Origin of the sequence: uncultured Tessaracoccus sp., assembly GCF_947255005.1 — a bacterium.
Classification (GTDB): Bacteria; Actinomycetota; Actinomycetes; order Propionibacteriales; family Propionibacteriaceae; genus Arachnia.
Genome location: NZ_CAMYFI010000034.1, coordinates 1 through 23,336 on the forward strand (window position 1 = coordinate 1; position 23,336 = coordinate 23,336).

The window sequence follows — 23,336 nt, forward strand, 5'->3', positions numbered from 1 at the left end:
GCATGCCCCCGCTACTGAGTGTTGTCGTCCCCGCATACGGTGTCGGCGAGTACCTTCCTGCTTGTCTGGACTCGATCCTGGCGCAGACACTGACGGATCTGGAGGTCATCGTCGTCGACGACGGATCGCCCGACGAATGCGGTGAAATTGCCGACGACTACGCTGCCGTCGATGAGCGAGTGATCGTCCTTCACACGGAGAACCAGGGTCTCGGTCCCGCCCGAAATGAGGGCGCGCGTGTGGCTACCGGCAAGTACCTCACCTTTGCGGATTCTGACGACTTGATCCCGCCCCGCGCCTACGAGCTCCTGGTGTCGAGCCTTGAGCGCACCGGGTCTGACATCGCGGCGGGCAACACCTGGCGTTATATCGAAGGCAAGGGCAATGTTCAGTCTTGGACGCATGCCGAGGCGTTCGCCGAGACGCGCATCAAGACCCACATCCGTGAGTTCCCGACGCTCATTCGTGACCGCATGGTGTGGAACAAGGTGTTCCGCCGTAGCTTCTGGGACGAGCATGGCTTCGAATTCCCGGCAATCCGGTACGAGGACTACCCGGTGACGCTGCCCGCGCACCTCAAGGCGACGAGCGTCGACATCTTCACCGACAAGGTCTATCACTGGCGCCAGCGTCTGGCGGAGAACTCGATCACCCAGCGCTCACTTGAACTCGACAACCTCACAGACCGTGTCGTCTCGGCGGAGCTGACACTTGACGTGGCAGACGCCGAAGGCGGCGAGATTGCCAAGCGTATTCACGGTTACTTCACCGACATCGATGTGATCACGCTGGCCACCGCGCTTGCTGAAGGTGAGGAAGATGACCGCGCCGCTATCGGTGAGCTGGGCGTGCGGCTGGCACGGCGGCTGCGCCCGTCGAAGGAATGGACCACCCCGCTCGCACGCAACATTCACGCAGCTCTCGTGCGTGGCGACCTCGATGGTGCCGCTGCACTGGCCGAGCAGCGTCGAGGCGGTTCGAAGGCCGACGCGCTCCGCACGTTCCTGCGCCCACAGCGCATCGCGCATTTGCCGGGTCTCGCCACAGACCTCGTCCTCGGTGGCGTCACGGTGCCCAAGCTTAAAGACCGCAGGTTGCGTTCGCGGGTCATGGAGGTAACTCGGCTCGACGGCGTCACCATGGTGCAAGTGGAGACGCGCCTGCGCCGGGTGCTCCTCGACCGGGCGACGGTCACCGTCGAACTGCGCTCCGATGACCACACGATCTCGCTCGACGCGAACGTCGCGGCGCTCAACGGGCAGCGAGCGACGACGGAGGTGCTTATCCCGGACACACTCGTTGAGCGTTTCGGGGACACTCCGTACGAGATGATGCTGCGCATCACCGTCGGGCCGATGAGTTGGCTGGGCGTCGTCAATATTGGGCGCGGCGAAATCCCCGATCCCGTGCAGATGGCTTCTGGCGCTTGGGCTGTCGTGTCCCAATGGCAGCGCGGATCCTCCGCGCTGTGGGTGCGCCGCGTCGAGAACCGGGCCATGGCTCAGGTTGAGCTCACCGACGATGAACTGATCGTCCACATGGCGCAGGAGCATCCGTTCGCTGCCGTGCTGCGGCCCGAGCCGAGTGCGCCTCTGATCCGCCCGGTCGTTGACGGTGTCGCGCGGTTTGCCTTGAACGATGTGCTCGACGATCCCGCCGACGATCCCGTGACCTCCCGTTCCTACCGCGACCTGGTTGCGCTGAGCTCCGCAGCAGCGGAGCGCGTGGCGGCAAACTCGTCGTCAACGGCCTCGTTGGTCGGCACCGCCACCGGTGTTCGCATGGACGGCAGTCACGACCAGGTGGGGGAGCTTGAGACGGATGTCGTCCCGTCGGGTGTGGACGGCGACCTATCCGCTGGTGCCGACGAGACGCCTGATGTGGCGGGAGCGGAGCGTGCACTCCAGCGCGCGGGGGTGACGCCGCTGTTGCTCACCGAGTATCCGCAGGAGCAGGTGCGCTACGACGACCACGTGGTGCGAGTGCGCCGCTCCACCTCGTGTTCGGCGGAGCTTCAGCACGAGATCGTCTACTGAGCTGACCCAAGACGGCGGGGGCGGAGACGGCGGGGCGGATCCGAATGACCCGCCCCGGCCACGTCCGTCCGGTCAACGTCGCTGCAGCTTGATGAGCAGCTTGTGGCAGGGCCGTTCGATGTAGCGGTGCGCGCCCTCTCCAATCACCATCGTGAAACCCAACAGTGCGAGCACAAGCAGCCAGCCCGCCAGATTGTTGGACTCACGCACGACATCGGCGCCAAGTACCTCGAGGAAGGGACGGTGCGTCAGATAGAGAGCAAAGCTCGACACGCCCAGCGAGCGCAGCGGCGCAGTAGAGAGGAACCTCGCCACAAGACCCCGCCCAGAGGCCAGCGACCAGAGCAGAAGTATGAACGGGATGCTGTACAGGGCACCAAACGAGGCCACTCTCCAGAGCCCGGCGGTGGGGCCATCCCAAGGGCGGGCGACCGTCACGATCGAAGCGAAAGCGATAGCAGCCACCTGGATGAGGGTGTGGAAGCGATCCGTCAGGCGTTCGAAGGGGCGATGTTCCAGAATCTGCGCGAGCGCTATGCCCATGCCGAACTCCAGCAGCCGCGGCACCGGATGCCGGTACAACCAACGGTGCCCAGAGGCGGGATCCGCGGCCGGCAGATCGGCCCAGCCGGCCGCGAAGAACCAGAAGCACAACGCCCATTGGATGGCGGCGATCACGACGATGACCGACGCGAGGCCCCGTACGCCGAACCGCTTCGACAGTGCCACAAAGAGCGGCATGAGGAGAGGGAACAGGGCGTAGAAGAACAGCTCGACATTGATCGACCACGCCGGCCCGTTGTAGGTCTGCTGAGCCGCGAGCAAGCTTCCCGTCCACGTTTGGATGTTGAACACGTGGCGCCAGAAGTAGAGCTGCTCGTAGCCGAGTGCTTCTCGTCGGATCGCGAGGTAAATGAGCACTGCATAGTACAGCGGCAGAATGCGGGCGCCACGGGCCACGTAGAAATTCCACACCTCACGGGCACTGCGCGGGTTGATGTGACCGTAGTTATAGGCGAGCACAACGCCGGAGAGAATGAAGAAGAGCGGGACTCCGATGTATCCGCTCTCCGCCACGTGCACCGCCCATGTGGGCGCATTCTGCGGTAAACGAATGTGGGAGATGACCACCATGGCTGCGGCGATCGCGCGGACGCCAGTGAGTGCCGGCAGTTCGGGGCGCTTGACTCTGGGAGGACTTTGCTTCACAAGGGTATCTTGCCGGAGAAGTGAGCGTTCACGGAAACATACCGTGCGTGTTCGCGGCTACGAGGGGTGGGAAGGCGGGATGAAAGGCGCACAACAACGTAACCCGCCCCCACGTCCGCCTATCGGTTGCTCCGTCAGGGTGAGAAGTTCGCCCGATTGTGAGCCAGCTTCTCACCCTGGAACGTCTGGTAAGCGCTTACGACGCCAACACGTCGGCGAGAGTCTCGATGACCTGGGTTTGCTGGTCGTCGGTGAGATCGGCAAACATCGGCAGCGAGAGCTCTTCTGAGTAGAAGCGCTCAGCGTTGGGGCACATGCCGCGTTTGTAGCCGAGATCTTCAAACAGCGGGTGCCAGTACACGGGAATGTAGTTCACCTGCACACCGATGCCGCGCTCGCGCATCTTCTCAAACACCTCGCGGCGCCGTCCGCCCAGGATGCGGGCGGGGTAGAGGTGCCAGATGGGGTCGACGCCGTCGCGCACCGTGTGCGTCTCCACACCGTCGATGCCGGCCAGGTCGCGCTGATAGCGCTCGAAGATCTCGCGTCGACGCACCTTGAACTGGTCCAGGCGCTGCAACTGCGACAACCCGAGAGCGGCGTGCACGTCGGAGAGGCGGTAGTTGAGCCCCCATTCGTGCACCTCCTGGTGCCACGGCCCCTCGTCGGGGTAGCGCATGCGCGCCTTGTCGCGCACCAGGCCGATGAAGTGGAACTCGTGCGCACGCTGGCCGAGTTCCTCGTCGAGTGTTGCGACGGCGCCACCCTCGGCGGTGGTCATGTTCTTCGTCGGGAAGAACGAGAACGTGGTGATGTCGGCCATGGAGCCGACGGCGCGCTCCCCGACGTGCGAGCCGATGGAGTGTGCGGCATCCTCGACGGTGATCGCGCCTGCGCGGTGAGCGATCTCGTTCAGGCGGTCAATCTCGACGGGTTGGCCGGCGTAGTCAACGCCCGCCACCACCTTCGTGTTGCTGTTCACCAGGGCCTCGACAGCGTCGGGGGCGATGTTGGCGGTCTCGTCGATATCCGCGAACTGCACCTTGGCGCCACAGGCCAGCGCGCCGGATGCCGTCGCGACGAAGGTCATCGGCGTGGTGATGACCTCGTCGCCTGGCCCGATACCGGCAGCCGCGTACGCGATATGGAGCGCGGCGGTGCCGGACGTGCAGCTGACGACGCGCTTCGCGCCGGTGTATTGCGTGAGCGCCTCTTCGAAACGGGCGACGAAGGGGCCTGTGGTCAACCAATCGCCGCGTAGCACCTCAGCGACGGCCTCGATGTCGGCGTCGTTAATGGACTGGCGTCCGTAGGGCAGCATCGGCTCAGACCTCAGTTTCGAGGATCTTGATCATTTCCTCGCCCGTGAACCACAGGTCATTGCGGTCGGAGGTGTAGTGGAAGCCCTCCGGTACCGGGGTGCCTTCAGGGGCGGTGTAACCCCACGTGGCGAGGTCGGGCTGCATCACGTAACGGGTATCGCTCACCTGAATGGTGCGACGGCCCTCCTCCGCCGAGATCATCTCCTCGTGCAGCTTCTCGCCGGGGCGAAGGCCAACCTCGTGCATCTCGGCGCCAGGCGCCACCGCCTGCGCGAGATCGGTGATCTTCATCGACGGGATGCGCGGCACGAACAGCTCGCCGCCCTGCATCTCCTCGAACGAATCGACGACGAACTGCACGGCCTGCGGAAGCGTGATGAAGAAGCGCGTCATGCGGAAATCCGTGATGGGCAGCGACTTACCCTCGGCGGCGAGCTTGCGGAAGAACGGGATCACCGAGCCTCGAGAGCCCATGACGTTGCCGTAGCGCACGACGGAGAACCGCGTCGGGTAGGCGGCCGCGTAGTGGTTGCCGGAAATAAACAGCTTGTCGGCGGTGAGCTTGGTGGCGCCGTAGAGGTTGATGGGGGAGGACGCCTTGTCGGTGGAGAGCGCGACCACCTTCTTCACACCGGCGTCGATGGAGGTCTCAATAACGTTTTGTGAGCCCATCACGTTCGTCTTCACGAACTCGTAAGGGTTGTACTCCGCGGTATCCACCTGCTTGTACGCCGCGGCATGCACGACGTAGTCGATATCTTTCATGGCGCGCGCGAGGCGGTGCTGATCGCGGATATCACCCAGGAACCAGCGGAGACGTTCGTCGTTGTCGAACATCTGGCGGCACTCGTACTGCTTGAGTTCGTCGCGGCTGAAGATGACCACGCGGCGCGGGTTGAAATCCTTCAACACACGCGTGATGAATGCCTTGCCGAAGGAACCAGTGCCGCCGGTGATGAGGATCGACGAATTCTCGAGAAGGCTCACGAGTACTCCTATGTTGTGAACGAGATAGACGGAAGCGGGCATGCCACCGCACAGTTACCGTTGGCAAAGCCTACCATTTGAGGTATGGACGCCCACCACTCCACGCCTTTGCATGTTGCGATTCGCTGCGACGCGCTCTCTACTCGCGGCACCGGGCACCTCGTGCGGCAAACCGCACTCGTGCAGGAACTGCGGGCCAGAGGGCATAGGGCGACGCTGTTTGGGCAGTGCGACATTGAGTGGGCCCGCGAGCAGGCAGCCTCCGTCGGGCTCGAATTCGTGCCCCCTGCCGACGATTTCGTGGCGCAGCTCACAGCAGCCGGCTGCGACACGCTCATGATCGACGGCTACGAGTTTCCCGCGTCGCTTGGCGCCGATGCGCGAGCGGCAGGATTTCCTGTGGCGGCCATGGTAGACGGCGACTTCGGACGCCACCAGGTAGCCGACATCTACGTCGACCAAAACCTCGGCTCCGACGACCCGGCTCTGCCAAATTGGCTTGTCGGGCCTGAGTACGTGCTGCTTCGCGACGTCGTGGTGCACCGACGGGGTACGCCCCGCCCGGCGAACCAGCCGCCGAAGGTGCTCGTGGTGTTTGGGGGTTCCGACCCCTTCGGCGGATGCCCCGTCGCCGTCGAATTGCTGCTGTCGACGGGACTGCCGGTCCACGTCGTGGCCATTGGCCCCTCGGAGGAGCGTCGCGCCCAACTCAGCGCACTCGCTACTGAGCCTGGCCAGACACTCGAGGTGCTGGGTGCGCAAGACGATCTCCCTGGCCTGGCTTTGACGTGCGACTTCGTGATCTCCGCATCGGGCTCGAGCGTGTGGGAATTCGCGTGTCTCGGCATCCCCACCGGGCTCGTGTGCGTCACCGACAATCAGATCACCGGCTACGAGGCGGCGACGGAGTCCCTCGCCGTCCCGGTAGGCCACCTCGAAGCGCTGCGTGGCGACGAGCAGGCCCGCGCCGCCGCGTTGGCCGCACTCACCCGGATGCTCAAAGATCGGGCCTGGCTCGACGAACTCAGCACGCACGGCCGAGCCCTCGTCGACGGCGAGGGGCGCCGTCGGGTAGTGGACGTGCTCGAAGGCAGTGACCGCGCGCACTGGGCTCGCCAAGCGAGCGAAGCTCCCAGCAGGCAAGGCGAGTGGGTGCTCGGCACCGTCCAGCTCGGCATGCCCTATGGCGCGGCCAACCAGCACGGGCAGCCATCAAGAGTGCCGGCGCGGCACCTGCTGCAGCTCGCCGTCGATCTTGGAGTGACTCACTTCGATACGGCTCGGGCCTACGGAGCCTCGGAGGACACGCTCGGTTTTGCGCTTCGGCGGGGCCTCGCCACCCGGGCCGGCGTGATCACCAAGGTGCAACCCCTGGACGGCTTCGACGGGGCATCGCGCAAGGAGTTAGAGGGCGCAGTGCGTGCTTCCGTGCAGGAATCCATGCAAGCACTCGGAGCGGACAAGCTCTTCGCAGTGCTCACGCACCGCTGGGGTGACTGGGTGCGTGGAGAAGGCACGGTTGCTGCGTCGCTGGAGGCGCTGCGCATGCAAGGCGTAGCGAAGCGAGTGGGTGTCTCGCTCTCCACTCCCGATGAGCTGCTCGCAGCGCTTGCAGATGAGCGCGTACAGTACGTGCAGCTTCCGTGCAATCTCCTCGACCGACGGTGGCTCGCCCCGAAGGTACTCGCCGCGCTCGCGGCACGTCCCGACGTGATCATCACCGTGCGAAGCGTGTTTCTGCAGGGGCTGCTGGCCGCGCCAGATACTGCGCGCTGGCCTGACGTCGAGGGAGTTGCGGAAATCCGTGCCGCACTGCCGAAGGCGCGAGAAGCTATCGGCGTGGAATCAGCTGCTGGCTTGGCCTTGGCGTATGTCAGAGCGCTGCCTTTCGTCACGTCGGTGGTGCTCGGTGCTGAGGCAGATTGGCAGATCCGCGATCAGCGCGCGCTGTTCGATATCCCAGCGCTGACTCCCGAACAGCTAGCGCTGGTGCAGCAACTCGTCCCCGCGGGCTCCACCACGCTCGTCAACCCGGCGCTCTGGCCGAGATAGGAATGGAAATGCAACTCTTCGACCTGACTGATGCGGTCGCGGTGGTCACCGGCGCTTCCGGATGGCTTGGCCCTGGAATGGTGCGTGCCCTGCGTGCAGCGGGTGCCACGGTTGTGGGGGTTGCTCGTCGGCCAGACGCTCTTGAAGCCGCGTTGGCAGACACAGGTGCTTCCTGGGAAAGCGCAGACATCACGTCCGACGACTGGCCGTTGATGCTCACTCGGCTCGGCGAGAAATACGGCCGGATTGACGTGCTCGTCAACAACGCCCACATCGGACGTGGCGGCTCGATGAACACGGTCGACGCCGAACATTTTGACGAAGCATGGCGGCTATCCGTGGTTTCCGCCTGGCAAGGGATTCAGGCTTGTCGCCCCTGGATGGGCCGAGCCCGCGCTGCGGGAGGCGCGCCGTCGGTGATCAACGTGTCGTCGATGTATGGCCTCGTTGGGCCCGATTTGTCGCTCTATGATGCGGAGGAATCCCGCACGCCGCCCATGTATGGGTCTGCCAAGGCAGGGCTGCTGCAGCTCACCCGATATGCAGCGGCTGAATTGGGGCCCGAAGGTATCCGCGTGAATTCGATCACCCCAGGCCCCTTCCCAGCTGAGGCGGCACGCCGAAACCAAGAGTTCGTTCACCGCCTCGCGAGCCGAACGATGCTCGGACGTGTGGGAGAACCGGACGAACTGGGAACGTCGGTGCTGTTCCTGGCCTCGCGGCACTCCGGCTTCGTCACGGGCTCGAACGTCGTCGTGGATGGCGGCTGGACAGTGCGCTGAGGGGTACCATCTCAGCATGCGCACACGTGTCGTCATCCAATCCCGACTGTCCTCGTCAAGGTTGCCTGGGAAGGCGCTCATGATGGTGGGGGGGATGCCTCTGCTGGAACTTATTGCCCGCCGTGCCGCTCGCACAGGTTTCGAAGTGGTGGTCGCCACCAGCGTTGAATCCTACGACGACCGTATCGCCCAAGTATTGCAAGACACCGATGTGCCCGTCGTACGGGGATCGCTCGACGACGTATTGGGCAGGTTCCTCGTCGCAACGTCGGATTTGGAAGAGGACGACACCGTCATCCGGCTTACCGGCGACAATCCGGTGATCGACGCAGACCTGATCCAAGAAATCATCGACGCAGTGAAGGACGCAGGTCTTGAATACGGACTGTACGACATGGGGCGGGTGCCGGAGGGCCTGGGCGTCGAAGTGTTCCCCGTGCGGTTGTTGCGTCAGGCCGCGCGTGAGGCGACGGCCCCCTTTGATCGGGAGCACGTCACTCCTTGGATTCGCCGACACACGGAGGAGCTGAGTTACGCGCCGAAGGCAAATCCCGGCCATCCGAGTATCTATCGGGTCTCGGTGGACTGTCTCCACGACTTCACCCGGGTCTCGCGTCTCTTCGACGCGTTCGCTGATCCGGTGAGCGTCGCTTGGCAGGACATCATGAACCTCCTCATCGCCCAGGTCCGTGCGCTCGGGCCCACGGCGTGTGAAGTGCCTGGGGCCCCGCGACGCATCACGTCACTCTTGCTCGGCGTCGGCAAACTCAAGGATCACTCGACCGAGACTCAGGCGGCCGCCACGCGCGCGATCTTTACCCGCGCCGCCGAGGCCGGCATCTCCGACGTCGTGTGCACCGCAGAAGAGGCGCCGATTATCAACACCGGCATTCTTCCCATGCTGAAGCAGCGCATGGGAGTTTCCATCGCGTTGCCCGCGGTGTCTGGTGAGGAATGCCCAACGACACAGCTGCGCTACCTCCTCGAGCGGGCGAGGGTCACGTCGGGGCATGCGTCGCTGCGCGGGGTGCTCCTCGACGGCGCGGACCTCGAATCAGAACATGCCGCCGAACTCATCGCCGTCCTCTCCGAGTATGTCGAGGAGGGCGCCGTCGCCGAGATCGGGACGCTGCTCGCGCCCGGTCAGTGCCTCAGGGCGGAAGAGTTCCCGCAGGTGCAGGTGGTGGCCGCCGCTGTCGAGGCCGAAGGTGCGCTCGATTGCCTCCGTAGCTGGAAGGCCGCTGGGCGCACGTCGCTTGGCATTTCCCACAGCAAGGAGCCGGCAGTGGTGGGCGCAGCGCTCACCAGCGGCGCAGTGCATAGCGTGGTGGTGCAGCCATCCAGCCACCGCGAATTGACGAGTCTGCTCACTGTGGGTTGATTCCCCGGATAATGGTGTGGGTCCGCAACCCTTGAGGTTGTGGACCCACACCATTTACTTTATGGAGGTTAGGAGAGCCCGAACACGTGCCTGGCGGCGAAGGTTGCCTCCCCGTAGGTAAACAGGTCGTACTCTTCGAGTTGGTAGACCAAGTCGCCGTACGTGAAGTCGTCCCAAAGCTCGAGGTAGCTCTGCGCCGACAGCACTGCCTGGTAGTACCAGTTGGCTCCGCTGTGGTCGACGCCGAATACCGCCTGGCCGTGCGTGAACTCATCGTAATCTCTGAGTTGCTCGATGAGTCCCTCGCGCGAGAATGGCGTTGACTGCAGATAGCTTCTCGCCTGAAGCATCGATTGGGCGTACCAGTTGGCTCCGCTGTGGTCGACGCCGTACGTGGCCTCGGCGGTGGTGTAGCCCTCATAGACGAGCTGTCCTATCAGCCCATCCCGGGAGAAGGGCATGAACCGCAGGTACTGCCTGGCTTCGGCCACCGCCTTCGCATGCCTCGCGGTCGTGCCGGTTCGCACGATGTTGAACTGGCGCGAACGCACGATGCCGCCGGGTACTTGTGCCGCGATACGGTAGGTGTGCGTGCCGGGGTCGTTGATGCCGTAGATGAGCGGGATGGAGTATCCGCCCTTGCTGTTGGTTACACGTTTCTGCGAAGTGACCCAGCGGCCGGAGAGGTTCACTTCCGTCCACACAGGGACCGACTTGGTGACCCCTTTGACGGTCCCCCAGGCGTTGGTCATGTGGCCCAGGGGTTTGGACTGGACATGGCTCACGCTGATCGAGTAATTCCAAGTGCGGACGATAGTGAAGGGCTCGGAGCGCACCACCGAGCCGTCGGGAGTCAAGGCGCTGACTCGGAATTGGTGCGTTCCCTCCTGATTCATGCCGTAGGTCAGGGGAAGAGCGTAGCCGCCACTGGCGTTCGTGGTGCCCTTCTGCGAGGTCAGCCACCGGCCGCCTACGTAGGCTTCGGTCCAGACAGCGACGGGGGCTTGGACGGTTCTGACGGTACCCCACACGTTGGTCCTCTCGCCCATGGGTTTGGTGTGGACGTGGCCGGTGGAGATGGAATAGACGGTTTCCGCCTGCGCGGGAGCGAGCGTGCACAGCACGAGGGCGATGACTGCCGTAGTCGTCGCCAGGAATCTTCTGGTCATGGCAGGGATTCTAGGGGAACATCGTCGCGAGACGGGGTGGAATCACACGAAGGGCCTCCGCCGCGAGCAATGTGGCGGCAGAGGCCCTTCGTGCTAGGGGTTTATCAGTGGGTTATCAGTACACGACGACCTTGTCACCGTTGCGGATCTGCTTGTACATCCAGTCCAGGGTCTTGGCGTCGCGGATGTTGATACAGCCGCCCGAACCAGGGTGGTTCCAGCCCACGCGAGCGAAGTTCGACGAGTAGTGCACGGCCTGGCCGCCGTTGAAGAACATCGCCCACGGCATCTCAGTGCCGTAGATACTGGAGACGTGGTGCCGCGACTTGAAGTACACGTAGTGCACGCCGTTGCGTGTCGGGTTGCTGCGGGCGCCAAAGCGGGCATCCAGCACCTTCACTACCTTGCCGTTCACCACGTAGTAGAGTTTCCGATCTTTCTTCGACGCGCACATCACGCGAGCGCCGGTGTAGCAACGCGAGTCAATGTTGTAGGCGGGGTTGGTGCGCCGGAAGGTGACAGCGCTGGTGCGCACTACTGTGCCGTTGGGGTATTTGCCGGCCACGCGGAACTTGAAGGTGAGGGCGTGCTTCTCGCCGTAGGTCAGGGGGAGGCTGTAGCCGCCCCGGTTGTTGGTGGTGCCGCGCTGGGAGACGATCCACTTGCCGTTGACCTGGACCTCGGTCCACACCGGGATGTTGCTGCCCCGATCGAATGTGCCCCACGCGTACGACTTGGAACCGGCCACCGTCGTGCCCGCAGAGTTCACGGTCGGGAGGGCGTAGCGCACCACCTGGAAGGGTGCAGTGCGCACGATCGAACCGTCTGCGAGCCGGGCGCGGACGCGAAATGTCTTCGTGCCGCGGGAGTTAGCCCCATAAGTGAGAGGAAGCGCATAGCCGCCGTGTGCGTTGGTACGGCCCTTCTGCGAGGTCAGCCACCTGCCGCCGACATAGGCCTCGGTCCAGACGGAGACTCGATTCCCTCCGTCGATGGTGCCCCAGACGTTGCCAACCTCGCCGACGAACTTTGGGGACGCGAACGACCTGGTCGGAGCCGCGAGGCGGTGCTGGACGACTGGTTCGGAGGCTACATCGCCAACGACCGCGCGCAACGTGTGCTTGCCGACGGCTAGGGCTTTCCCGCTGAGATTGAGGCTGTACCCGCTCGACGAGTTAAGTTCGGTGGTGCCAAACGTTACCCACTTGCCGTCCACCTGCACCTGCGCCCTGACACGCTTACTGTTGCAGCCGACTGCCGAACCCCACATGCCTGCGCCGATGTCGGCAGGCTTCACAGCGGCCACGTTGGCGGTCACGGTGCAGGTGGTTGGTGCGGCGTTGGCCGTCACCGTGCCAGCCAAGCCCGTGGCTGCGGTGAGGGCCACGGCGGCGACGGTACGCCACACTTTCCCTGAGGTGCGAACTGCGAAGGTCATGGTTCCCGCTCCCAGTAGGTAGATCGATGTGCTGGTGCCCAGGCATCCAGCTAGTACATCATCCAACCATTCGGCCCCCTATATCAAACCAGGGGGTCAATAGGGGGCCAACGGCAGGCAAAATGTGAAGTTCCTGCCAACTAGCCGGGGAGCCTGTAGTGCAGACAGACCCCTGGCGGGGCGTCGCGCAGTCGTTGACCAGGTCAGGGCGTCGAGACGTGCACGTGGTCGTAGTGGTCGGCCGTCGGGTTGCCACGCGACGACATCCACCGCCAGCCGTCGGCTGCACGTTGGGCCGTCCAGATTCGGCGTTGGTAGATGATCTCCGTGACTCCGAGTGTCTTGTGGTGGCGTTGGAGCATGAGGGCCAGATCCCAGCCACGCGGACCGGAGACCATGACGTCGAAGGCCCGCCCCGTCGGGTGGTGCGACGCGTACCCGCGACGCTGTACGCCGAGATAGCGTGTGAACTCAGGAAACTCGTGGCACACCGCACGCATCGCGTTGCGGGTGGTGGTGCGCACGTAGCGTTCACCGGAGGCACTTCGAGGGCAGTGGGAGAAATTGAAGCCGCGTCTGGTGAGCGTGAACTCGCTCGTGCGCACGACCTCGCCGTTCGGGTAACGGCCCGCAACCCGCCAACGGGTCTGACCGATCTGCGCCGAGCCGTAGGTGAGTGGCAGTGAGTAGGTGCCGTTGGCCTGCGTGGTGCCCTTTTGGGACGTCAGCCAGCGACCGCCAACATTGACCTCCGTCCAGACAGGGATTGAGGATCCGCCGGGGAACCAACCCCACGTGTGGGTTTGCTCTTTGTGCAGTTTGGTTCCAGCGCTGTTCGCGGTTGGACGCGGCGTACGGGTGAGCGTGAAGGGTCTCGAGTGGCCGACGCGACCGTCGTTGTAGCGGCTGGCGATGCGGAACTGGTGGGCGCCGGCAGCGTGTGACCCGTAGGTGAGGGGGATGGAGTACTGGCCCCACTTGTTGGTTGTACGGACCTGCGACGTGAGCCAACGGCCGCCGACATACACCTCAGTCCATACATGCTGGCCAGCCTGCCCGGCGATGGTGCCCCAGGCGTGTGTGGTCTCGCCGACGCGCTTCCTGCCCGCAGTGTTCGCGGTGGGCAGGGCGAACCGCGTCAACATCACGCGGTCGGTCGAATGTTCGATGCCCCCCGGCAACTCGGCGACGACACGCCAGAACTGGTTGCCTGCGTGGTTGATGGCGTGGCTGGTGCCGATCGTGTAGCCGCCGTGAGCGTTGGTGCGGCCACGTTCGACGGTCCGCCAGGCGCCGTTGATGAGCAGTTCACTGCGGATTGCCGTGTTTGCGGCACCACGGAAGGTGCCCCAGGCGCCAGTCCGTTCTCCGGCGAACCGTGCCCTGGCGTTGGTCACGCTCGCCTCGCCGACACGAAGGACGGTGTTACTTTCGAGCTCGGTTTCCGAGTCGCCGAACTCGCCGACGACGCGCCAGCGGTATGTGCCGACGCGGGTGTCCGAGGGGGCGATCGAGAACGAGAACGCACCGTCACCTGTGGTGCCAACAGCCAAATGGCGGTCCCAGGTGCCGCCAGCTGAGCTCAACTCAAGTCGAAGCCGCCCTTCACCGCAGTCGGTGACTGTGCCATTCACCTTGAGGGTCGACTCAGGAAGTTGTATGCCCGAGGAGCTTGCGTTTGCGACGCATTGCGTCGTTGGTCCAGGTGTGGGCGTCTCTTCCGCGTTGGCTGCCAGTGGTTGCGCGCAAACCAGGGTGCTCGTCAGAGCGGCGATGGCAAGGTGTTTCGGCGTGTGGGAACGTCGCAGTTGCATGGCGTGGTCTCTCCTCCAGGGCCTCAACTCTCGTAGATACACACAAGAATCGCATCCTGAGGAATTCTCAGCAAGTTTTTAGGGGACTCCGGGAGGGCCCCGATGGCTATCGCGGCCCTCCGTTCTCAACTGAGGGGATTTAGTCCGTGCCGGTATCGAATGACGAGCGCAACCCCGCCGCGTCGATGTCGTCATCGGGCTGGGGCGCGCCCAGCTCCGCGATCTGCGCGGCGCCGCCGGCCTCGATCTCGCCGAACAGCTTCGCCTGCTGGACACCGAGCGTGCCCTGCGAGGCGTAGAGCTCGAGCTTTTCGCGTGAGTCGGCGATGTCCAGGTTGCGCATGGTGAGCTGACCGATGCGGTCGGTGGGGCCAAACGCCGAATCTTCGACGCGCTCCATTGAGAGCTTGTCGCCGTCGTAACTGAGGTTCGGGCCGGTGGTGTTCAAGATGGTGTAGTCGTCGCCGCGACGCAGCCTGAGCGTCACCTCACCCGTCACCGCCGACGCCACCCAGCGCTGGATCGATTCGCGCAGCATGAGCGACTGTGGGTCCAGCCAGCGCCCCTCGTACAGCAGGCGGCCAAGACGCAGCCCCTGCTGGAAGTAGTTCGCGAGGGTGTCCTCGTTGTGGATTGCGGACAGGAGGCGCTCGTATGCGATCCAGAGCAACGCCATGCCGGGCGCCTCGTAGATGCCGCGCGACTTCGCCTCGATAATGCGGTTCTCGATCTGGTCAGCCATGCCCAGGCCGTGGCGGCCACCGATGGCGTTGGCCTCGATTACCAGCGCGACGGCGTCGTCGAAACGCTTGCCATTGATAGCGACGGGACGACCCTGCTCGAACGCGATGCGCACATCCTCGGTGTCGATCTTCACGGCCGGATCCCAAAACTTCACACCCATGATGGGTTCTACCGTCTCGAGTGACACGTCGAGTGCCTCGAGCGTCTTGGCCTCGTGGGTGGCACCCCAGATGTTGGCGTCGGTGGAGTAGGCCTTCTCCTTCGAGTCGCGGTAGGGGAGGCCTCGTTCGGTGAGCCACACGCTCATCTCGTCGCGGCCGCCGAGTTCGCTGACGAACTGCTCGTCGAGCCAGGGCTTATAGATGCGCAGTTGTGGGTTGGCCATGAGGCCGTAGCGGTAGAAGCGCTCGATGTCGTTGCCCTTGTAGGTGGAGCCGTCGCCCCAGATCATCACGTCGTCTTCGGCCATCGCGCGCACCAGCATGGTGCCGGTGACGGCGCGCCCGATGGGGGTGGTGTTGAAGTAGGCGCGGCCGGCTGAGCGGATGTGGAACGCGCCGCAAGCCAGCGCCGACAGGCCCTCCTCGACGAGCGGGCCGCGGACATCGACGAGCCTCGCGATCTCGGCGCCGTACTCCTTCGCGCGCCCAGGCACCGACGCGATGTCCGGCTCGTCGTACTGGCCGATGTCGGCGGTGTACGTGCAGGGAATTGCACCTGCTTCGCGCATCCAGGCCACAGCCACCGAGGTGTCGAGGCCACCAGAGAAAGCGATGCCGACGCGTTCGCCGACGGGGAGAGACGTTAGTACCTTAACCACGCGTCTACCCTAGGCCATTGGCACCCCACTGGCAGTCTCAGTCTCGCTGAGCCTGCATCACGCTCTACAGTTCCAGCACAATCTTGCCGACGTTGTCGCCGGACTCCAGCAGCTCGTGTGCGCGACGGACCTCGTCGAAGGGAATCCGGGTCTCCGGCGAGAGCTTGACCTTGCCGCTGCGCATGAGCGGCCACACCTGCCGCTCCACTTGGGCGCAGATCTCAGCCTTCTCAGCCTCGGGGCGGAACCGCAGCGACGTGGCCGTCACCGTGCCTTGTTTGCTGAGCAGCAGGCCGACGTTGAGCGTGCCTTTGACGCCGCCCTGCAGGCCGATCACCACCATGCGTCCACGACGAGCGAGAGCCTTGACGTTGGCCTCGAGGTACTTGGCGCCAATGATGTCGAGGATCACATCGGCGCCGTGCCCGTCGGTGGCCTCTTTGAGGGCTGCCACCCAGTCGCCGTGGTAGTCGAGCGCGATGTCGGTTCCGTGTTGGCGGCAGTGCTCGAGCTTCGCCTCGGTGCCCGCGGTGGCTGCGACGCGCGCGCCCAGCGCCTTGGCGTACTGGGTTGCGAACGTGCCGATGCCGCCCGCACCACCGTGTACGAGGAAGGTCTCGCCTTCCTTCAGGTGGGTGTGTTCGAGGTTGCTCACGACGGTGGCCGCCACCTCGAGCACGCCCGCAGCGCTCACGAGGTCAACGCCGGGAGGCGGGGAGATGAGCTGGCCTTCGGGAGCAACGAAGTACTCCGCTGCGCCGCCGCCTGCGAGGAGCGCGACAACCTCATCGCCGACGTTCCAGCGCTCGCATCCTTCCGCGACGGCTTCCACCACACCCGACGCCTCCAGGCCGAGCACGTCGGTGACGCCCTTCGGGGGTGGGTAGTGGCCCTGCCTCTGCAGCACGTCGGCGCGGTTCACGCCGACGGCGGTGGTGCGCACCAACACCTCGCCGGGGGCTGGGTAGGGTTTCTCGACTTCAGCGATGGTGAGCGCCGACGCATCTCCCGGTTCGGGAACGATCACTGCCTTCATGCCTCCACCCTGCCACACGCAGCAAGGCTCCGGGGCAGCGGGGCGCTTGAGGCTCGGGCGCCCGGTCTCGATGTTTGAGCCGCTGCCGGTCGTCTCTCGGTGATTGAGTAGCGCACGTAGCCCGCGTATCGAAATCCCGAGACGCAGCGGCACAAAAACTGCAAAACTCGCCAACAGTTGCGTGCCTCACGCTTGGCTGAGCGTAGAGGGGTGCGTCTGATGGCGAGTTTTGCAGTTTCTTCAGTGGTACACCCGCTGGTGTCTGGCCGCGATGTCTTCAATGTTCTGAATCGTGGTGGCGTAATGGCTTGTCTGGTTTCCTTGACGGATGCGCTGTTGTCTGGAATGGTTGACACTGTGGAGGTTGAGATCTGGCGTAGCGCTTATAAGCACGGCGTCAGCGATGCAGATATTCGGCACGCGTTGCGCAACCGGGTCAAGACCCTCCTCACTGAGGATGAAATGGTGATGATCATCGGTCCTGCCGAGAACGCCACCATGCTTGAGGTCGGCATTGGCCGTACCGGAGCAATCGTCCACGCTATGCCCGCCCGTGCCAAGTACTGGCCCTGACAGAAGGTGATCGCCATGCACATCAACGACCAGGACGCCATTCGATTCGAGACCGCTCATGACGGGGCGGGCCCCGACATCATCACCGAGATCGACGGCGATGCATTCGACGAGATCGTTGCAGCTCGTCGTGCAGCAACAGCAGCTGACGAAGCGCTCGTTGCAGCGGTCACTCGCGCACGCGCCAAAGGGCAGACATGGGAGGCCATCGGTGCCGCCCTCGGCGTCAGTCGTCAAGCCGCTCACGCCAAGTACGCCAAGGCCTGAAGCCGCACATCGAGATGCGCGGGTGCCCGTCTCTCGGATGATTAAGCCGCTGCCAGAGGCGGCGGCTCGAAAACATCCACGGTGTGGTTTCGATACGCGCCCTTCGGGCGCTACTCAACCACCTGGCGCAAGGCGCGGGTGCTACTCAACCACCTGGCGTGACGCGCGGGCGCTGCTCAACCAGCTGGCGGTGCGGCGTCGGGCCAGGGGAGCTGGCGACTACTCCGGAACACGCGCTCGGAGCCGTCGACGGGGTCGATGAATCGCAGCTCGGTGGCGAGCAGCCCGAGCGGGTGGGTGAAATCGTCGATGCTCCACGGCTGCACCACTGGGTAGAGCGGGTCATTCCACAACGGAATCCCCAGTTCAAGAAAGTGCATGCGGATCTGATGCGTCTTGCCGGTCAGCGGTGTCGCCTCGTAGCGGCCCCAACCGCCGCGCACATCCAGCAGCCGCACGTCGGTGTGCGCGTTGGGTGGCAAGTCGAGACGCTCGGCCTGCATGGTTCCCACGCGCTTCACCAGGTGTGACGAGACACGTCGCGGAAAGGCTAACCCATCGTCGACGGGGGCCATCACCTCGTAGGTTTTGCGCGTCGTCGGCACGCCGAAAATGGAGTGATAGGGCGCGCGCCAGCGCTTCGTGGTGGCCATGAGCAGCACGCCGGCGGTGGCCCGGTCGAGGCGATGCACCGCCGACAACTCCGGCATTCCGAGCGCCTGCCGCGCCCGCACCACGGCCGACTGCACCACGTGCCGGCCGCGGGGAATCGTCGAGAGGAAGTGAGGTTTATCGAGCACCACAATGCGCTCGTCTTGATGCAGCACCGTGAGTTCCCCGGGCACCTCGGGCTCGTCGCGCAGCTCGCGGTGAAACCACACGAAGGTGTGCGGGCGGTAGATCTCGTCGCCGGTCCACGGCCGACCGTGCTGGTCGACGAAGTCACCGCGCGCCAACATCGCGTCGACGCGATCACCGTCGGCGGCGAGCTTGTCACGCAAGAACGCACCCATCGTCGGCCAAGGCAGCGCGTTGCTCGGGTCGCGGTCAGGGGTGCGCACCCACGCCGCTTGCAGCCCGTGGCGGGGCGGAAGGGGCGACTTGGGCGGCATCAGGGTCCTCACTCGTTGGGTGGTGGTGCTGTGGCGTGAGCATACCGGGCGGGTGCGGTAAGCTCGTGGCCCTGGCGAGGTCGCATAGTGGACTAGTGCAGCCGCCTTGAAAGCGGCCGAGGTGCAAGCCTCCGTGGGTTCGAATCCCACCCTCGCCGCCAACCACGACAAGCCCGACGCCGCGCCGAACTGGCTAGCCACTTGAGTACACTCTCGGTATGCCCGAGCGCACGTTCTTCCTCAAATCCCGTCCGCCGCTGCGCGCCTTTCTCCTCGCCGCGCTGCTGAGTCTCGTCGGAGGGGTGCTGACAGTGTTGTCGCTGCAACACGGATGGAGCGCACTGGCCGTCGCCTTCTTCATCATCGTCTTGGTGCTGGGCGTTGCGCTGTTCACCGTCGCGATTGTGGCGACGATCAGGCTCGGCGTGCGGATCACCATCACCGACGACGGGTACAAGGTGTCGGGCACGCAGACCACCCGTGAGGGGCAATGGAAGGACGTCTCGAAGGTCACCCAGGCCGTCGAAGGCGCGCACATCACCATCTACCACGGCGACGTTCGCCGCACCCACCTCATTTTCCCTGGCGGGCCGGCGCAGGCCCAGATGCAGGATGTTATCGACGAGATCATGGCCCGGCTCGAACGCGTTAAGCAGGGCTGAACGTCACTCCTCCTTCGGGTTGAACGCGCAGGCGTCCGCGATGTCTTGGGCGCCGTTACCGTCGTTCTTGTCGTTCCCCTTGTCCCTGTCGTCTGGCTCGTTGCTGGGGGTGGGCGACGGCGTGGGTGCTGCCGTCGGTGTCTTCGGCCCGTTGATGGCGTCTTGGACGTAGGCGCGCATCTTGTCGAAGTCGGGGTTCTCGTAGGAGTAACCGTTCTTGCCCATCGTGAACGCGAGGCGCAGCATCTTCTGCTTCTGGGTTTTGAGCGCGAGATCGGTGAGCGATTCGAGCATGTGCTGCGGGATGTCGGTGAGCACCATGTCGCTCGACGCGCCCGCGATAGCTTCAAAGCGCGTGAGGAGCGTCGTCGGGTTGGCCTGATCGGTGATGGCCTTGATGAGGCACGACTGACGCTCCATGCGCGAGTAGTCGCTGGTGCTCCAACGGCTGCGGGCGTACCAAAGGCCTTCGTTGCCGTTCAGATGCTGGTTTGCGCCCACCTCAAGCCAGCCCGCAGCGCGTCGGTTCTCGGAGTTGCCGCCCATCGGGAGGCGCTCGTTGATGTTGACTGTGACGCCGCCCATGGCGTCGATGAGGTTGCGCAGCCCGTCGATGTTGAGCAGCAGGAAGTAGTGCACGGGCAGGCCAGTGATGCCCTCCACACCTTGTTTCAGGGCTTCGGCGCCGCGGTACGTCTGACCCTCGAACAGGTGTGGATAGTCGCGGTCGGTGCGTTCCCAGATGGCGTTGAAGTGCCACTCCGCGGGGTCGCCGTCGCCGCGGAACCCGTCGGGGAACTCTGTCGCCATCTCGCTGCCCTCGGGGAAGGGCGTGTATTGCAGATTTCGGGGGATCTGGATGAGCGTCGTGGCACCCGTGGCGGTGTCGACGCTTGCGAGCATCACCGTGTCGGTGCGGAATCCGGATCGCTCCTTCACACCGCTCTCGATGCGGCCCTGATCCAGGTCGGAGCCGATGAGCAGGATGTTCAGGCGCTTGAGGTCGCCAAACGGGTTCTCCCCGCTGCCGTCTAGGGTTGGCTTCGAGCCCGATACCACGTCGTTATCTGAGCCGAACGTTTTGCTCAGCGTGCTCGCCAGCACCTGCGAATAGGCGGCACCCACAGCCACCGGTGTTGCGACCGCGAGCGACAACACCCCGACGAGAACCGCGCCGGCGAAGCGCTTGCCTTGGCTGATTGCTTTCGAGCGCGTCGCGAGATGCGTCATCACGATAAGCGCCACCCACAACAGACCCATCCCGATCAGCACGACGGTTACGATGTGCAGCACGCCTCTGCCCGACGCCAAGCCGACGGCCGCCGACACGGCTGCCGAAATGAAGCTCTCCCCAGCGTCAGGCTTCACTCGAGACGCGAAAAGCAACGCGCCGGCGAGCGTTACGCCCACGAAGCCGAGCGCGACGATCGCGCCCAGCCTGCGGTTCTCCTTCTTGCGGCTGCCCACCAGGCCAAGGCCCGGAACCAACGTGGAAAGGATGGTGAGCAGCACCGTCCGGCGGAAGTGAGGCTGGGAACCGGGCGCTTTGGTGTGCTTGACGGGGGTCGGTTCGGGCGCGGGATGGTCATCCTCGCGCAGGAGATTGTTGAGAGAGGTTCGCTGCCACGCCGTGGGCAGCCTACCGTGACGTGCCTCCTCGGGGCGCCCGAGTGCTTCGTGGGTGTGCGGCTGCATGTCAGTGAGTTCGTCGTCGATGAGAAGACGTCGAGGACGCTCCTCTCGGAAGAGACCCGAGAGGTCGGCGTCGCTCTCAGCTCTGCGCCGTGGCGCGGGAGTGTGGGGCTCTTCCATTCGTTTCCTCCTCGCGCCAGTGTAACCGCGCGGCGGAAGAATATTGATGTCGGGATGCTTCGGGCAGCAGACGAGTTGCGCGCTCACCCCGTTTGGCCGGTACAGTTGGCCGTTGTTGGAGGTGTCGCCTAGTCCGGTCTATGGCGCCCGCCTGCTAAGCGGGTTGAGGGCTTCAACCCTCTCGCGGGTTCAAATCCCGCCACCTCCGCCGATCCGCCCGGTGCGCTCCCGCGCCGGGCGGTTTCATGTCGCGAGGGTGTCCCGGCAGAGAATTTTGTGCTGAGGCGCCAGGTGGGTATAGTTCTTTTCTGCCCAAGCGCACGTGGCTCAATGGATAGAGCATCTGACTACGGATCAGAAGGTTGGGGGTTCGAGTCCTCCCGTGCGCGCCAGCTAGCCCCCGGCTCATCACCGGGGGCATTTTCATGCTCCGGTGTGCTTGCCACAATGGTGGTATGACTTCCATCTGGGCACACCGGGGCGCCAGCCGACGCGCGCCTGAGAACACCCTTCCCGCGTTCGAGATTGCCGTCGAACTTGGCGCTGACGGCGTCGAACTCGACGTGCAACGCACCGCCGACGGCGAACTCGTCGTCATCCACGACGAGACCGTCGACCGCACCACCAACGGCACCGGCGCCGTCGCGCGGCTCACCTCCGACGGGGTCCGCGCGCTGGACGCGTCGGCTGGCCTCCCGGGCTTTGGGGGCACGCGGGTGCCCACCTTGCGGCAGGTGCTGGAGCTGCTGCGCGGCACGGGGGTGCGGGTGAACGTCGAGCTCAAGACGAGCATCGAGCGCTACCTGGGCATCGAACGCGAAGCGCTGGCGCTCGTCGATGAACTCGGTATGAGGGAGCAGGTGGTGTGGTCGTCGTTCCGGCACGCGTCGGTGACGGGCCTCGTCGGGGATGTTGCGGCGAGGCAGTTGGCGCTGCTGATGTCCGACGTGCTCGTGCGCCCGTGGAGCTACGCGGCGGAGTTGGGCGTCGGTGCGCTCCATCCTGGTCTGCACGTGCTGCAGGAACCCGGTTGGATTACCCACGCCCACGAGGCCGGGCTGCAGGTGCGCACGTGGACCGTCGACGATCCCGAGCACCTGCAGCTGGCGGCGTGGGCCGGCGTTGATGCGATCATCACGAACGTTCCCGACGTGGCTCGCTCGCTGCTCGGCTGACAGGGCAAAGATAGATCAAGTTCGTGGCTGGTCTACCCACCACCAACTTGATCTATCTTGCACTCGCTAGGCTCGCCCCATGAGCAACCCCTTCAAACCCGAGCTGTGGGAGCCCGTCGAGGGTTTCGACTTCACCGACGTCACCTACCACCGCGCGAAGCACGTGCCGGCCGTGCGCATCGCGTTCGACCGCCCCGAGGTGCGCAACGCGTTCCGCCCGCACACCGTCGACGAGCTCTACCGCGCGCTTGACCACGCCCGCCAGGCCTCCGACGTGGGCTGCGTGCTGCTGACCGGCAACGGCCCCAGCCCCAAGGACGGCGGCTGGGCGTTCTGCTCAGGCGGCGACCAGCGCATCCGCGGCAAGGCAGGCTACCAATACGCCGACGGTGACAGCGCGGCCGACGTCGACCCGGCTAAGCTTGGCCGACTCCACATCCTCGAGGTGCAGCGCCTCATCCGCTTCATGCCCAAGGTGGTGATTGCCCTGGTCGGGGGTTGGGCGGCCGGTGGTGGGCACTCGCTGCACGTCGTCGCCGACCTCACCCTCGCCTCCGCCGAGCACGCCAAGTTCAAGCAGACCGACGCCGACGTCGGCTCCTTCGACGCCGGCTACGGGTCTGCGTATCTTGCTCGCCAGGTGGGGCAGAAGTTTGCCCGCGAAATCTTCTTCCTCGGCGACACCTACACCGCCGACGACGCCTACCGCATGGGGATGGTGAACAAGGTGGTGCCGCACGCCGACCTTGAAGACGAAGGGCTCGCGTGGGCGGCGAAGATCTGCGGCAAGTCGCCGACGGCGCAGCGCATGCTGAAGTTTGCGTTCAACGCTGTCGACGATGGGCTGGTCGGCCAGCAGGTGTTCGCCGGCGAGACCACCAGGCTGGCGTACATGACCGACGAGGCCATCGAGGGCCGCGACGCGTTCCTCGAGAAGCGCGACCC

Annotated in this window: 18 protein-coding genes, 3 tRNA genes and 1 pseudogene; 12 read left to right on the forward strand and 10 right to left on the reverse strand. The window is 64.7% G+C overall.

Features of this window, described 5'->3' with window-relative positions; translation table 11 throughout:
- Window positions 1–2,036: glycosyltransferase (locus tag Q0X61_RS08280; protein WP_297742071.1), on the forward strand; the 2,036-nt coding region annotated here is incomplete at its 5' end.
- 72 nt (window positions 2,037–2,108) lie between these two features.
- Here Q0X61_RS08280 and Q0X61_RS08285 read toward each other — a convergent pair.
- The 3 genes from Q0X61_RS08285 to pseB form a co-directional block, all read right to left on the reverse strand.
- Entirely contained in the window at window positions 2,109–3,245 is a 1,137-nt protein-coding gene (locus Q0X61_RS08285; protein WP_297742072.1) for an acyltransferase, read from the reverse strand.
- A gap of 196 nt (window positions 3,246–3,441) precedes the next feature.
- Entirely contained in the window at window positions 3,442–4,566 is a 1,125-nt protein-coding gene (gene pseC / locus Q0X61_RS08290) for a UDP-4-amino-4,6-dideoxy-N-acetyl-beta-L-altrosamine transaminase (protein WP_297742073.1), read from the reverse strand.
- A 4-nt stretch (window positions 4,567–4,570) separates the two neighbouring features.
- Entirely contained in the window at window positions 4,571–5,554 is a 984-nt protein-coding gene (gene pseB, locus Q0X61_RS08295; protein WP_297742074.1) for a UDP-N-acetylglucosamine 4,6-dehydratase (inverting), read from the reverse strand.
- 84 nt (window positions 5,555–5,638) lie between these two features.
- On the opposite strand from pseB, the gene Q0X61_RS08300 reads away from it, so the two are divergent.
- Genes Q0X61_RS08300 through Q0X61_RS08310 form a run of 3 tightly spaced genes read left to right on the forward strand, consistent with a single transcriptional unit; the run spans window position 5,639 to window position 9,769 of the window.
- Complete coding sequence (locus Q0X61_RS08300; RefSeq protein ID WP_297742075.1) at window positions 5,639–7,606, forward strand: aldo/keto reductase; 1,968 nt, start codon at window positions 5,639–5,641, stop codon at window positions 7,604–7,606.
- 8 nt (window positions 7,607–7,614) lie between these two features.
- Window positions 7,615–8,388, forward strand: a complete 774-nt coding sequence (locus tag Q0X61_RS08305) for an SDR family NAD(P)-dependent oxidoreductase (protein ID WP_297742076.1) — start codon at window positions 7,615–7,617, stop codon at window positions 8,386–8,388.
- A 16-nt stretch (window positions 8,389–8,404) separates the two neighbouring features.
- A complete protein-coding gene (locus Q0X61_RS08310) occupies window positions 8,405–9,769 on the forward strand; it encodes a cytidylyltransferase domain-containing protein (protein ID WP_297742077.1) in 1,365 nt (454 codons plus the stop codon).
- Window positions 9,770–9,837: 68 nt separating this feature from the next.
- On the opposite strand, the gene Q0X61_RS08315 is transcribed toward Q0X61_RS08310, so the two are convergent.
- The 5 genes and pseudogenes from Q0X61_RS08315 to Q0X61_RS08335 form a co-directional block, all read right to left on the reverse strand.
- A complete protein-coding gene (locus Q0X61_RS08315) occupies window positions 9,838–10,938 on the reverse strand; it encodes an Ltp family lipoprotein (RefSeq protein ID WP_297742078.1) in 1,101 nt (366 codons plus the stop codon).
- A 115-nt stretch (window positions 10,939–11,053) separates the two neighbouring features.
- On the reverse strand, window positions 11,054–12,376 hold the full coding sequence (locus Q0X61_RS08320) for a L,D-transpeptidase (protein ID WP_297742079.1): 1,323 nt from the start codon (window positions 12,374–12,376) through the stop codon (window positions 11,054–11,056).
- Window positions 12,377–12,579: 203 nt separating this feature from the next.
- Window positions 12,580–14,190, reverse strand: coding sequence for a hypothetical protein (locus Q0X61_RS08325; RefSeq protein WP_297742080.1), 1,611 nt, complete (start codon window positions 14,188–14,190; stop codon window positions 12,580–12,582).
- A gap of 217 nt (window positions 14,191–14,407) precedes the next feature.
- A pseudogene (gene argG / locus Q0X61_RS08330) lies at window positions 14,408–15,754 on the reverse strand (argininosuccinate synthase); the annotation flags it as partial.
- A 64-nt stretch (window positions 15,755–15,818) separates the two neighbouring features.
- Complete coding sequence (locus Q0X61_RS08335; RefSeq protein ID WP_297742082.1) at window positions 15,819–16,790, reverse strand: NAD(P)H-quinone oxidoreductase; 972 nt, start codon at window positions 16,788–16,790, stop codon at window positions 15,819–15,821.
- A 219-nt stretch (window positions 16,791–17,009) separates the two neighbouring features.
- On the opposite strand from Q0X61_RS08335, the gene Q0X61_RS08340 reads away from it, so the two are divergent.
- Complete coding sequence (locus Q0X61_RS08340; RefSeq protein WP_297742083.1) at window positions 17,010–17,363, forward strand: hypothetical protein; 354 nt, start codon at window positions 17,010–17,012, stop codon at window positions 17,361–17,363.
- 15 nt (window positions 17,364–17,378) lie between these two features.
- Window positions 17,379–17,630 (forward strand): hypothetical protein, encoded by a 252-nt coding sequence (locus tag Q0X61_RS08345; protein WP_297742084.1) that lies wholly within the window; start codon window positions 17,379–17,381, stop codon window positions 17,628–17,630.
- Window positions 17,631–17,806: 176 nt separating this feature from the next.
- Here Q0X61_RS08345 and Q0X61_RS08350 read toward each other — a convergent pair whose 3' ends face one another.
- Entirely contained in the window at window positions 17,807–18,643 is an 837-nt protein-coding gene (locus Q0X61_RS08350; RefSeq protein WP_297742089.1) for a pseudouridine synthase, read from the reverse strand.
- Between the two features lie 172 nt (window positions 18,644–18,815).
- Here Q0X61_RS08350 and Q0X61_RS08355 point away from each other — a divergent pair.
- Both Q0X61_RS08355 and Q0X61_RS08360 read left to right on the forward strand, forming a co-directional pair.
- Window positions 18,816–18,903, forward strand: a tRNA-Ser gene (locus tag Q0X61_RS08355).
- A 57-nt stretch (window positions 18,904–18,960) separates the two neighbouring features.
- The gene (locus tag Q0X61_RS08360; RefSeq protein ID WP_297742085.1) at window positions 18,961–19,404 is read left to right on the forward strand and encodes a hypothetical protein; all 444 of its coding nucleotides are present in this window, start codon (window positions 18,961–18,963) and stop codon (window positions 19,402–19,404) included.
- Between the two features lie 3 nt (window positions 19,405–19,407).
- On the opposite strand, the gene Q0X61_RS08365 is transcribed toward Q0X61_RS08360, so the two are convergent.
- Window positions 19,408–21,216 carry an LCP family protein gene (locus Q0X61_RS08365; protein WP_297742086.1) on the reverse strand — a complete coding sequence of 603 codons (1,809 nt, stop codon included), beginning with the start codon at window positions 21,214–21,216 and terminating at the stop codon, window positions 19,408–19,410.
- A gap of 117 nt (window positions 21,217–21,333) precedes the next feature.
- Between Q0X61_RS08365 and Q0X61_RS08370 the strand changes: the two genes are divergently transcribed.
- The 4 genes from Q0X61_RS08370 to Q0X61_RS08385 all read left to right on the forward strand — a co-directional run.
- Window positions 21,334–21,424 (forward strand) — tRNA-Ser (locus Q0X61_RS08370).
- A gap of 108 nt (window positions 21,425–21,532) precedes the next feature.
- Window positions 21,533–21,608, forward strand: a tRNA-Arg gene (locus Q0X61_RS08375).
- 63 nt (window positions 21,609–21,671) lie between these two features.
- On the forward strand, window positions 21,672–22,391 hold the full coding sequence (locus Q0X61_RS08380) for a glycerophosphodiester phosphodiesterase family protein (RefSeq protein WP_297742087.1): 720 nt from the start codon (window positions 21,672–21,674) through the stop codon (window positions 22,389–22,391).
- A 79-nt stretch (window positions 22,392–22,470) separates the two neighbouring features.
- Window positions 22,471–23,336 (forward strand): 1,4-dihydroxy-2-naphthoyl-CoA synthase (locus Q0X61_RS08385; RefSeq protein ID WP_297742088.1); only part of this gene is annotated, 866 nt, incomplete at its 3' end.